This is a genomic window from Klebsiella sp. X1-16S-Nf21, from assembly GCF_002837615.1.
GTDB lineage: Bacteria > Pseudomonadota > Gammaproteobacteria > Enterobacterales > Enterobacteriaceae > Klebsiella > Klebsiella variicola.
This window is the reverse complement of the sequence record NZ_PJDK01000004.1, coordinates 42070-54273: the sequence shown is the minus strand read 5'-3', so window position 1 is coordinate 54273 and position 12204 is coordinate 42070. Positions and strand designations below refer to the sequence as shown.

Annotated in this window: 8 protein-coding genes; 7 read left to right on the top strand and 1 reads right to left on the bottom strand. The window is 58.0% G+C overall.

The window, feature by feature from the left end; genetic code table 11:
• The first annotated feature begins 48 nt into the window (after nt 1-48).
• The 7 genes from cmoM to CW267_RS03320 all read left to right on the top strand — a co-directional run bounded on the left by cmoM (nt 49) and on the right by CW267_RS03320 (nt 10808).
• The gene (cmoM, locus tag CW267_RS03355) at nt 49-849 is read left to right on the top strand and encodes a tRNA uridine 5-oxyacetic acid(34) methyltransferase CmoM (protein ID WP_032735142.1); all 801 of its coding nucleotides are present in this window, start codon (nt 49-51) and stop codon (nt 847-849) included.
• Complete coding sequence (mukF, locus tag CW267_RS03350; RefSeq protein ID WP_008805866.1) at nt 846-2168, top strand: chromosome partition protein MukF; 1323 nt, start codon at nt 846-848, stop codon at nt 2166-2168. Before cmoM ends, mukF begins: the two co-directional genes overlap by 4 nt.
• Entirely contained in the window at nt 2149-2853 is a 705-nt protein-coding gene (gene mukE, locus CW267_RS03345) for a chromosome partition protein MukE (protein WP_032735144.1), read from the top strand. The genes mukF and mukE overlap by 20 nt, the downstream gene beginning before the upstream one ends.
• Nucleotides 2853-7301, top strand: a complete 4449-nt coding sequence (gene mukB, locus CW267_RS03340) for a chromosome partition protein MukB (protein WP_023339852.1) — start codon at nt 2853-2855, stop codon at nt 7299-7301. The genes mukE and mukB overlap by 1 nt, the downstream gene beginning before the upstream one ends.
• Before the next feature lie 200 nt (nt 7302-7501).
• Nucleotides 7502-9292 carry a L,D-transpeptidase gene (gene ldtD, locus CW267_RS03335; RefSeq protein ID WP_012542312.1) on the top strand — a complete coding sequence of 597 codons (1791 nt, stop codon included), beginning with the start codon at nt 7502-7504 and terminating at the stop codon, nt 9290-9292.
• A gap of 303 nt (nt 9293-9595) precedes the next feature.
• The gene (locus CW267_RS03325; protein WP_004201403.1) at nt 9596-10147 is read left to right on the top strand and encodes a YcbK family protein; all 552 of its coding nucleotides are present in this window, start codon (nt 9596-9598) and stop codon (nt 10145-10147) included.
• A gap of 13 nt (nt 10148-10160) precedes the next feature.
• Nucleotides 10161-10808, top strand: a complete 648-nt coding sequence (locus CW267_RS03320; protein ID WP_008805870.1) for an MBL fold metallo-hydrolase — start codon at nt 10161-10163, stop codon at nt 10806-10808.
• Between the two features lie 76 nt (nt 10809-10884).
• On the opposite strand, the gene CW267_RS03315 is transcribed toward CW267_RS03320, so the two are convergent.
• Nucleotides 10885-12075 carry an amino acid aminotransferase gene (locus CW267_RS03315; protein ID WP_023339853.1) on the bottom strand — a complete coding sequence of 397 codons (1191 nt, stop codon included), beginning with the start codon at nt 12073-12075 and terminating at the stop codon, nt 10885-10887.
• Between the last annotated feature and the right edge of the window lie 129 nt (nt 12076-12204).

Genomic DNA, 12204 nt, shown 5'->3' with positions numbered 1-12204 from the left:
CGTGGGTATGACAAAATAGCGGTTTTGTGTTGGCTTGTGGAGTCGCCCGTGCAGGATCGCAATTTCGATGACATTGCTGAAAAGTTTTCGCGCAATATTTACGGCACCACAAAAGGTCAGCTGCGCCAGGCGATCCTCTGGCAGGATCTGGAACCGCTGCTGGCGCAGCTGGGGCCGGGACCGCTGAGGGTGCTGGATGCCGGCGGCGGCGAAGGGCAAACAGCCATTAAAGTGGCGCAACTGGGCCATCACGTGACGCTGTGCGATCTCTCCGCTGAAATGGTGGTGCGCGCCCGCCAGGCGGCCGTCGATAAAGGTGTGATCGACAACATGCATTTTGTACAATGCGCGGCTCAGGATATTGCGCAGCATTTGGAAAGCCCGGTTGATCTGGTACTGTTTCATGCGGTGCTGGAGTGGGTGGCGGAGCCCCAGGAGGTGCTGCGTACGCTGTGGTCGACGCTGCGTCCTGGCGGTGGGCTGTCGTTGATGTTCTACAATGCTAACGGCTTGCTGATGCACAATATGGTGGCCGGTAATTTCGATTACGTACAATTGGGCATGCCAAAAAAGAAAAAACGCACGCTGTCGCCGGATTATCCGCGTGAGCCGCAGCAGGTTTATCACTGGCTGGAAGAGATTGGCTGGCAGATTGTCAGCAAAACCGGCGTGCGGGTGTTTCATGATTATCTGCGTGAAAAACGCCAACAGCATGACAGCTATGCGGCGCTGCTGGAGCTGGAAACGCGCTACTGTCGTCAGGAGCCGTATCTCAGCCTGGGCCGTTATATTCATGTCACCGCGCTTAAGAGCCAGGCTCATAGCCGCAGATGCAAGGATAAAGTATGAGTGAATTTTCCCAGACAGTCCCCGAACTGGTTGCCTGGGCCAGGAAAAATGATTTTTCTATCTCGCTGCCGGTCGACAGACTCTCTTTTCTGCTGGCGGTCGCCACGCTGAACGGCGAACGGCTGGAAGGGGAAATGAGCGAGGGAGAACTGGTGGATGCGTTCCGCCACGTCAGTGATGCGTTTGAGCAGACCAGCGAAACCATCAGCCAGCGCGCCAATAATGCGATCAACGATTTGGTGCGCCAGCGTCTGCTGAACCGCTTTACCAGCGAAATTACCGAAGGCAATGCGATCTATCGCCTGACGCCGTTGGGGATCGGGATCACCGATTACTATATCCGTCAGCGTGAATTCTCGACGCTGCGTCTCTCGATGCAGCTGTCGATCGTCGCCGGCGAGCTGAAGCGTGCGGCGGATGCGGCAGAAGAGGGCGGGGATGAGTTCCACTGGCATCGCAATGTTTTCGCTCCGCTGAAATATTCCGTGGCGGAAATTTTCGACAGCATCGACCTGACGCAGCGCATTATGGATGAGCAGCAGCAGCTGGTGAAAGACGATATCGCACAGTTGTTAAATAAAGACTGGCGCGCGGCGATTTCCAGCTGTGAACTGTTGCTGTCGGAAACTTCCGGCACCCTGCGCGAACTGCAGGATACGCTGGATGCGGCGGGGGATAAACTGCAGGCGAATCTGCTGCGCATTCAGGATTCGACCATGGCGCGCGACGATTTGCATTTTGTCGACCGGCTGGTATTCGACCTGCAAAGCAAACTCGACCGCATCGTCAGCTGGGGTCAGCAGGCGATTGACCTGTGGATCGGCTACGACCGCCATGTGCACAAGTTTATCCGTACCGCTATCGATATGGATAAGAACCGCGTCTTCGCCCAGCGTCTGCGCCAGTCGGTACAGACCTATTTTGATGAACCGTGGGCGCTGACTTACGCCAACGCCGACCGTCTGCTGGATATGCGCGATGAAGAGATGGCGCTGCGCGATGAAGAGGTCACCGGCGAACTGCCGGCGGATCTCGAATTTGAAGAGTTTAACGAAATTCGCGAGCAGCTGGCGGCGCTGATCGAAGCGCAGCTGGCGGTCTATAAAGAGAAGGGAATACCGCTGGACCTCGGCCTGGTGGCGCGGGAGTTCCTGGCGCAGTATCCGCGCGGGCGTCACTTCGACGTGGCGCGGATCGTCGTGGATCAGGCGGTACAGCTGGGCGTCGCCCAGGCAGATTTCACCGGACTGCCGGCAAAATGGCAGCCGATTAATGATTACGGAGCCAAGGTACAGGCGCATGTCATTGACAAATATTGAACAAGTGATGCCGGTTAAGCTGGCGCAGGCGTTGGCCAATCCGTTATTTCCGGCGCTGGACAGCGCCCTGCGCGCGGGCCGTCATATCGGTCTCGACGAGCTGGATAATCACGCATTTTTGATGGATTTCCAGGATTACCTGGAAGAATTTTACGCTCGCTATAACGTCGAGTTGATCCGCGCACCGGAAGGGTTCTTCTATCTGCGCCCGCGCTCCACCACGCTGATTTCGCGCTCGGTGCTGTCGGAGCTGGATATGATGGTGGGCAAAATTCTTTGCTATCTCTATCTCAGCCCGGAGCGCCTGGCAAACGAAGGGATTTTCACCCAGCAGGAGCTCTATGACGAACTGCTGACCCTGGCGGATGAAGCCAGGCTGCTGAAGCTGGTGAACAATCGTTCCACCGGTTCGGATCTGGACCGCCAGAAGCTGCAGGAAAAAATGCGCGCGTCGCTTAACCGCCTGCGCCGCCTGGGGATGGTGTGGTTTATGGGCCATGACAGCAGCAAGTTTCGCATTACCGAATCGGTATTCCGCTTTGGCGCCGATGTGCGCGCCGGCGACGACCCGCGCGAGGCGCAGCGCCGCCTGATCCGCGACGGGGAAGCGATGGCTCTGGAAAATCACCTGCAGCTCAATGATGAGAATGAAGAAAACCAGCCGGATAGCGGGGAGGAAGAGTAATGATTGAACGCGGTAAGTTTCGCTCGCTAACGCTGGTGAACTGGAACGGTTTCTTTGCCCGGACCTTTGATCTTGATGAACTGGTGACCACCCTCTCCGGGGGGAACGGCGCGGGTAAGTCCACGACCATGGCGGCTTTCGTCACGGCGCTGATCCCGGATTTAACCCTGCTGCACTTCCGTAACACCACTGAAGCGGGGGCCACCAGCGGCTCACGCGATAAAGGCCTGCATGGTAAGCTGCGCGCCGGGGTGTGTTACTCGGTGCTTGATGTGATCAACTCCCGCCACCAGCGCGTGGTGGTCGGCGTGCGCCTGCAGCAGGTCGCCGGACGCGATCGTAAAGTCGATATTAAGCCGTTCGCCATTCAGGGACTGCCGACCTCTATCCTGCCGACCCAGCTGTTGACCGAAACGCTGAACGATCGTCAGGCGCGCGTGGTCAGTCTCAATGAGCTGAAAGACAAACTCGAGGCGATGGAAGGCGTCCAGTTTAAACAGTTCAACTCGATCACCGAATATCACTCGCTAATGTTCGATCTGGGCGTGGTGGCGCGTCGTCTGCGTTCCGCCTCCGATCGTAGCAAATACTACCGCCTGATTGAGGCCTCGCTGTACGGCGGGATCTCCAGCACCATTACCCGCTCGCTGCGCGACTACCTGCTGCCGGAAAACAGCGGCGTGCGTAAAGCGTTCCAGGATATGGAAGCGGCGCTGCGGGAAAACCGCATGACGCTGGAAGCCATTCGCGTAACCCAGTCTGACCGCGATCTGTTTAAACACCTGATCAGCGAAGCCACCAACTACGTGGCGGCGGACTATATGCGTCACGCCAACGAGCGGCGCATTCACCTGGATAAGGCGCTGGAGTATCGTCGCGATCTCTTTACCTCGCGTTCGCAGTTGGCGGCCGAGCAGTATAAGCACGTCGAGATGGCGCGCGAGCTGCAGGAGCACAACGGCGCGGAGGGCGATCTGGAAGCCGATTACCAGGCCGCCAGCGATCACCTGAACCTGGTGCAGACCGCCCTGCGTCAGCAGGAAAAAATTGAGCGCTACGAAGCGGATCTCGACGAGCTGCAGATCCGTCTGGAAGAACAGAATGAAGTGGTGGCGGAAGCCGCCGACCAGCAGGAAGAGAACGAAGCCCGCGCCGAAGCCGCCGAACTGGAAGTGGATGAGCTGAAAAACCAGCTCGCCGACTATCAGCAGGCGCTCGACGTCCAGCAGACCCGCGCCATTCAGTATAACCAGGCGCTGCAGGCGCTGGAGCGCGCGAAGGCGCTGTGCCATCTGCCGGATCTGACGCCAGAGAGCGCCGACGAGTGGCTGGAAACCTTCCAGGCGAAAGAGCAGGAAGCGACGGAGAAAATGCTGTCGCTGGAACAGAAAATGAGCGTGGCGCAAACCGCGCACAGCCAGTTCGAACAGGCGTACCAGCTGGTGGCGGCGATTAACGGCCCGCTGGCGCGTAATGAAGCCTGGGACGTGGCGCGCGAATTGCTGCGCGACGGCGTTAACCAACGCCATCAGGCCGAGCAGGCGCAGGGGCTGCGCAGCCGTCTCAACGAGCTGGAACAGCGTCTGCGCGAGCAGCAGGACGCCGAGCGTCAGCTGGCTGAGTTCTGCAAACGCCAGGGCAAACGCTACGATATCGACGATCTGGAAACGCTGCATCAGGAGCTGGAAGCGCGCATCGCGTCGCTGGCCGACAGCGTCTCTAACGCTCAGGAACAGCGCATGACCCTGCGTCAGGAGCTGGAGCAACTGCAGTCGCGCACCCAGACGCTGATGCGCCGGGCGCCGATCTGGCTGGCGGCGCAGAACAGTCTCAACCAGCTGTGCGAGCAGAGCGGCGAACAGTTTGAGTCCGGCCAGGAGGTCACCGAATACCTGCAGCAGCTGCTGGAGCGTGAGCGTGAGGCTATCGTTGAACGTGACGAGGTCGGCGCCCGCAAGCGTGCCATCGACGAAGAGATCGAGCGACTCAGTCAGCCGGGCGGCTCTGAAGACCCGCGTCTGAACGCGCTGGCGGAGCGCTTTGGCGGCGTCCTGTTGTCGGAAATTTATGACGACGTTAGCCTCGAAGATGCGCCGTACTTCTCCGCGCTGTATGGCCCATCGCGCCATGCGATCGTGGTGCCGGATCTGTCGCAGGTGGCGGAGCAGCTCGAAGGGCTGGAAGATTGTCCGGAAGACCTGTATCTGATCGAAGGCGATCCGCAGTCCTTCGACGACAGCGTGTTCAGCGTTGACGAGCTGGAAAAAGCGGTGGTGGTGAAGATTGCCGACCGCCAGTGGCGTTATTCACGTTTCCCAACGCTGCCGCTGTTTGGTCGCGCGGCGCGCGAAAATCGCATCGAAACACTGCATGCTGAGCGTGAGAGTCTCTCCGAGCGTTTCGCGACCCTGTCGTTCGACGTGCAGAAAACCCAGCGTCTTCACCAGGCTTTCAGCCGCTTCATTGGCAGCCATCTGGCGGTGGCTTTCGAGGACGATCCGGAAGAAGAGATCCGCAAGCTTAACAGCCGCCGCGGCGAGCTGGAGCGTGCGCTGAACGCCCATGAGAGCGATAACCAACAGAACCGCGTGCAGTATGAGCAGGCGAAAGAGGGCGTGTCGGCGCTCAACCGCCTGCTGCCGCGCCTGAACCTGCTGGCGGATGATACGCTGGCTGACCGCGTGGACGAGATCCAGGAACGTCTGGACGAAGCGCAGGAGGCAGTGCGCTTTATTCAGCAGCATGGCAATCAGCTGGCGAAGCTGGAGCCGATCGTCTCGGTATTGCAGAGCGATCCGGAGCAGTTTGAGCAGCTGAAAGAAGATTACGCCTATGCGCAGCAAACCCAGCGCGATGCGCGTCAGCAGGCCTTTGCGCTGGCGGAAGTCGTGCAGCGCCGGGCCCACTTCAGCTACTCCGATTCGGCGGAGATGCTCAGTGGCAACAGCGATCTCAACGAGAAGCTGCGCCAGCGTCTGCAACAAGCGGAATCTGAGCGTAGCCGCGCGCGCGAAGCGATGCGTAGCCACGTTGCGCAGTTGAACCAGTACAACCAGGTGCTGGCGTCGCTGAAGAGCTCGTATGACACCAAAAAAGAGCTGCTCAACGATCTGTATAAAGAGCTGCAGGATATCGGCGTGCGTGCCGATGCCGGGGCGGAAGAGCGCGCGCGTCAGCGTCGTGACGAGCTGCACACGCAGCTGAGCAACAACCGCTCCCGTCGCAATCAGCTGGAAAAAGCGTTGACCTTCTGCGAAGCGGAAATGGACAACCTGACCCGTAAACTGCGCAAGCTGGAACGCGATTACTGCGAAATGCGTGAGCAGGTTGTCAGCGCCAAGGCGGGCTGGTGCGCGGTGATGCGTCTGGTGAAAGACAATGGCGTCGAACGTCGTCTGCATCGCCGCGAACTGGCCTATCTCTCTGCCGACGAACTGCGTTCGATGTCGGATAAGGCGCTCGGTGCGCTGCGTCTGGCGGTCGCCGATAACGAACATCTGCGCGACGTGCTGCGTATTTCGGAAGATCCGAAACGTCCGGAGCGCAAAATCCAGTTCTTCGTCGCCGTCTATCAGCATCTGCGCGAGCGTATCCGTCAGGATATTATTCGTACCGATGACCCGGTGGAAGCGATCGAGCAGATGGAGATCGAGCTCAGTCGTCTGACCGAAGAGCTGACCAACCGCGAACAGAAGCTGGCGATCAGTTCCCGCAGCGTGGCGAACATTATTCGCAAAACCATTCAGCGTGAGCAGAACCGTATCCGGATGCTCAACCAGGGGCTGCAGAGCGTGTCGTTCGGCCAGGTCAACAGCGTGCGTCTGAACGTCAACGTGCGCGAGACCCACTCGACGCTGCTGGATGTCCTGTCTGAACAGCATGAGCAACATCAGGATCTGTTTAACAGCAATCGCCTGACCTTCTCGGAAGCGCTGGCCAAGCTGTATCAGCGCCTCAACCCGCAGATCGACATGGGGCAGCGCACGCCGCAAACCATCGGCGAAGAGCTACTCGACTACCGCAACTATCTGGAGATGGAAGTGGAAGTTAACCGCGGCTCCGACGGCTGGCTGCGCGCGGAGTCCGGCGCGCTGTCGACCGGGGAAGCGATCGGTACCGGGATGTCGATTCTGGTAATGGTGGTGCAGAGCTGGGAAGATGAGTCTCGTCGCCTGCGCGGCAAGGATATCTCGCCTTGCCGTCTGCTGTTCCTCGATGAAGCGGCGCGTCTCGACGCCCGCTCCATCGCCACGTTGTTCGAGCTGTGCGAACGTCTGGAGATGCAGCTGATTATCGCGGCGCCGGAAAATATCAGCCCGGAAAAAGGCACGACCTATAAACTGGTGCGTAAAGTGTTTAATAATCACGAACACGTACACGTTGTCGGCCTGCGCGGTTTTGCCGCACCGGTACCGGAAGCACTGCCGGGTACGGCCGACGCCTCCTGAGGCTGCGGCTAAATTCTGGCGGCTAAGCGCTGAAAAGGGCAACGTTAAGTTGCCCTTTTTGCTATCCAGCCTGGTATGTCTGGGTGGTATAATCTTTAAGCTTCTTTACATTAGGTAAGGCAAAAGCCTTTTCGTCTTTATATACTGTGATAAAGCCCACTAATTTGTGGGCGGCAATGTGTGACAACAGGGGGCAAGGGATGTTGCTAAAGAAACGGTATGGTCGTCCATTGTCAGCGCTCAGCCTGAGCCTGGCACTGGCATTTGCTCCGCTGTTCAATGTCCAGGCCGCAGAGCCTGAAGTCGTACCTGGTGATAGCTCCGCTACGCCTGGAGAGCTTTCCGTCGCGCTGACGCAAAGCGATGGGCAATCGCCGGCGGTCGCGAAGCTGGCCGGTGAGCAGCCGCTGTCGATGGAGGCGGCCGCAAACAGTCGCGCCCAGATCGAGGCGCTGTTGCCGGCAGGGTACAAACCTGTCTTTATCAATCCGCTGGTGTCGCTGTACGCCGCCAGGGATATGAAACCGATGTGGGAGAACCGCGAGGCGGTGCAGGCGTTCCAGCAGCAGCTGGCGGAGATCGCCATCGCCGGTTTTCAGCCGCAGTTTACCACCTGGGTCAGCCTGCTGACCGATCCCGCCGTCAGCGGCATGGCGCGCGATGTGGTGTTGTCGGATGCCATGATGGGCTATTTGCACTTTATCAGCGGCATCCCCACCCAGGGGACCCGCTGGCTATATAGCTCGACGCCGTACAAGATGGCGACCCCGCCGCTATCGGTGATTAACCAGTGGCAGCTGGCGCTGGACAATGGCTCCCTGCCAGCGTTTATCGCTGGCCTGGCGCCGCATCATCCGCAGTATGAGGCCATGCACCAGTCGTTGTTGGCGCTGGTGGCTGATTCTCGCCCGTGGCCGCAGATGACCGGTAGCGGCTCGCTGCGCCCCGGCGAATGGAGCAATGATATCGGTGCCCTGCGCGAGATCCTCCAGCGTACCGGGATGCTGGACAATACCGCCAATATCGTTCTGCCCGGCGATGTGGTGAGCCCGTCGGCGAAGAAAAAGAGCAAACCCGCGGCGCGCGGCGTGTACGATCGCCAGCTGGTGGAGGGGGTTAAGCGCTTTCAGGCCATGCAGGGGCTGGGTGCGGATGGCGTCATTGGCCAGTCCACCCGCGACTGGCTCAACGTCTCTTCCGCGCAGCGTGCGGGGGTGCTGGCCTTGAATATTCAGCGTTTACGCCTGCTACCGGGCAAACTGTCGACCGGCATTATGGTGAATATTCCCGCTTTCTCGCTGGTCTATTACCAGGATGGCAGCCAGGTGCTGGCCTCGCGGGTGATCGTCGGGCGTCCGGACCGCAAAACGCCAATGATGAGCAGCGCGCTGAACAACGTGGTGGTCAATCCACCGTGGAACGTGCCGCCGACGCTGGCGCGCAAAGATATCCTGCCGAAGGTGCGTAACAATCCAGGCTATCTGGAGCAGCATGGCTACACCGTGATGCGCGGCTGGAACAGTAAAGAGACCATCGATCCTTATCGGGTCGACTGGTCGACCATCACCGAGAATAATTTACCGTTCCGTTTTCAGCAGGCGCCTGGAGCGCGTAACTCACTGGGCCGCTACAAGTTTAATATGCCGAGTTCAGATGCTATTTATCTGCACGATACGCCGAACCATAATCTGTTCCAGAAAGATGTTCGCGCGCTCAGCTCCGGCTGCGTACGCGTCAATAAGGCCTCGGAGCTGGCCAATATGTTGCTGCAGGACGCGGGCTGGAACGACACGCGTATTTCCGATGCCCTGAAGCAAGGGGACACGCGCTATGTCAATATTCGGCAAAATATACCGGTGAATTTATATTACTTAACGGCTTTTGTGGACGCTGATGGACGTACACAATATCGAACAGATATTTACAATTACGATCTCACCGCGCGATCCAGTGCACAAATTCTGACGAAAGCTGAACAATTAATCAGGTAAATGAAGTAGTTCAATGGATTTTGTTGTCCTAGCACTGGGTAAAAAAGGGCGCTGCTCCTCTGCAGCGCCCGATTTTCCTGGGGTGAGGCTGCCTTGACGTTGGCAATAATGCCCGGTAAGGTGCCTTTCGTGCGCCAGAAGTGCATATACATATCATTCCGCTCAATGCGTAGCGCGGTCAGCGCGAACGCTCTCCTTTGCCGGACAGCATCACGGCTGTGGCGAGCGATGGCGAGCTGGCGGTTAGCCTCGCGCGATGCGGAAAAAGTATATAACGATTCATTGACTGTAGACCTGATTATCATGGACAAATTTGACGCTAATCGCCGCAGATTGCTGGCGTTGGGTGGTGCTGCGCTGGGTGCTGCCGCCATTCTCCCTGCGCCGGCATTTGCCACCCTCTCGACCCCCCGTCCGCGTATTTTGACGCTGAATAACCTGCATACCGGTGAATCGCTCAAGGCGGAGTTTTTCGATGGCAGAGGCTATATTCAGGATGAATTAGCAAGACTTAATCATTTTTTCCGTGATTACCGCGCGAATAAAATTAAGTCCATCGATCCAAATCTGTTCGATCATCTTTATCGGTTGCAGGGATTGCTTGGCACCAACAAACCTGTCCAGCTTATTTCTGGTTATCGTTCCCTCGATACCAATGATGAGCTTCGCGCACGAAGCCGTGGTGTGGCAAAACACAGCTATCACACCAAGGGGCAGGCAATGGATTTCCATATTGAAGGTATTTCGTTAAGCAATATTCGCAAAGCGGCGTTATCTATGCGCGCAGGTGGTGTAGGATATTACCCACGTAGTAACTTTGTGCATATTGATACCGGTCCCGTAAGGCACTGGTAACGAAAGGAGCGTCATGAACTATCGTATTATTCCGGTTACCGCGTTCGCGCAGAACTGTTCTCTCATCTGGTGCGAACAAACCCGCCTGGCGGCGCTGGTCGATCCTGGCGGCGATGCTGAACGTATCAAAGCGGTGGTGGCGGAGGCGGGCGTCACGCTGATGCAGATCCTGCTGACGCATGGCCATCTCGATCACGTCGGCGCCGCTGCGGAACTGGCGCAGCATTATGGCGTACCGGTTATTGGTCCGGAAAAAGAAGATGAGTTCTGGCTGGAAGGATTGCCGGCGCAAAGCCGGATGTTCGGCCTGGAGGATTGCCAGCCGCTGCGTCCGGATCGCTGGCTCAATGAAGGCGATGTGGTCAATGTAGGGAATGTGGCGCTGCAGGTACTGCACTGTCCGGGCCATACGCCGGGTCACGTGGTCTTCTTTGATGACGCTTCCCGATTGCTCATTTCCGGAGACGTGATTTTTAAAGGCGGGGTGGGGCGCAGCGATTTTCCACGCGGCGACCATGGACAGTTGATTGCGGCCATTAAGGATAAGCTGTTGCCGCTGGGCGATGACGTGACCTTTATTCCCGGCCATGGTCCGCTGTCGACGCTGGGTGAGGAACGTCGTAACAACCCGTTCCTGCAGGATGAGATGCCGGTCTGGTAACAGACATGACGCGAACACATAAAAAAGGCCGCATTCGCGGCCTTTTTCTTTTATCTCGCTTAGAGCACGCTGTCGCTTACAGTACTGCGACGATGGCTTCGCACAGCGGCGCCATATTGTCAGGCGTCATCCCGGCCACGTTGATACGTCCGGAAGCAACCGCATAGATGGCGAACTCTTCACGCAGGCGCAGCACCTGCTCTTTAGTCAGGCCGCTGAATGAGAACATGCCGTTCTGCTGGCTGATAAAGCTGAAGTCGCGGCTCGCGCCTTTCTCCTGCAGGGTGTTGACGAACAGCAGGCGCATACGCTGGATGCGCTGGCGCATATCGGTCAGCTCCTGCTCCCAGATCGCACGCAGCGCATCGTTGCTCAGAATGGTGGCGACCACGGAGGCGCCATGCGCAGGCGGGTTGGAGTAGTTGGCGCGGATCACCGATTTCATCTGACTGAATGCGCGGTCCACGGCCTCCTGATCGGTGGCGACCAGCGTGCAGGCGCCGACGCGCTCATTGTACAGGCCAAAGTTTTTCGAGTAGGAGCTGGCGACCAGCAGCTCTTTGTGCAGCGCAGCAAAGGCGCGCAGACCTTCAGCATCTTCTTCCAGACCGCGGGCGAAGCCCTGGTAGGCGAAATCAAACAGCGGGAGCCAGCCTTTTTCCACTGACAGCTGAGCCAGCTGCTGCCACTGGTCGAGCGTCGGATCGATACCGGTCGGGTTGTGGCAGCAGCCGTGGAACAGCACCACGTCGCCGGCCTGGGCTTCGGTCAGGCTGGCCAGCAGACCCTCAAAGTCCAGCGCATGGTTAGCGGCGTCGTAGTAGGTATATTCGCGCACTTCCAGCCCGGCAGAGGTAAACACGCTCTTGTGGTTCGGCCAGCTTGGGTTGCTCACCCACACGCGTTTCACGTCGGTGTTTTTGGCGAGGAAGTCAGCCGCGACACGCAGAGCGCCAGTACCGCCTGGGGTCTGCGCAGTACGGGCGCGTTTATCAGCGATAATCGCATTGCCTTTACCGAACAGCAGCTCCTGTGTGCAGCGACCAAATTCAGGAATACCATCGATGCCCAGATAGTTTTTAGTCGTTTCATTTTCCAGCAGGTACTGCTCTGCTTTCTTGACGCTGGTCAGAACGGGTGTTTTACCGGTTTCATCCTTGTAAACACCAATTCCGAGGTTAATTTTTTCAGGGCGGTCATCGGCACGAAACAGATCGGCCAGACCTAAAATCGGGTCGGCTGGGGCGGCGGTAATGTTCTCAAACATGACGAGGTTCCATTGTGATTACTGAAGGGAAATCCGCTATCAGGTTAACGGGAGAATAACGAATTGCCAACCGTTTGCGACAAAAAGCGAGAAGGTTTTCGAAAGATACGATCTTTGCCTCACGAAAAC

Coding starts and splice junctions, on each gene's coding strand:
- ldtD (WP_012542312.1), top strand. CDS start 7,502: ATGTTGCTAAAGAAACGGTATGGTCGTCCATTGTCAGCGCTCAGCCTG.
- mukE (WP_032735144.1), top strand. CDS start 2,149: ATGTCATTGACAAATATTGAACAAGTGATGCCGGTTAAGCTGGCGCAG.
- CW267_RS03325 (WP_004201403.1), top strand. CDS start 9,596: ATGGACAAATTTGACGCTAATCGCCGCAGATTGCTGGCGTTGGGTGGT.
- CW267_RS03315 (WP_023339853.1), bottom strand. CDS start 12,075: ATGTTTGAGAACATTACCGCCGCCCCAGCCGACCCGATTTTAGGTCTG.
- mukF (WP_008805866.1), top strand. CDS start 846: ATGAGTGAATTTTCCCAGACAGTCCCCGAACTGGTTGCCTGGGCCAGG.
- mukB (WP_023339852.1), top strand. CDS start 2,853: ATGATTGAACGCGGTAAGTTTCGCTCGCTAACGCTGGTGAACTGGAAC.
- CW267_RS03320 (WP_008805870.1), top strand. CDS start 10,161: ATGAACTATCGTATTATTCCGGTTACCGCGTTCGCGCAGAACTGTTCT.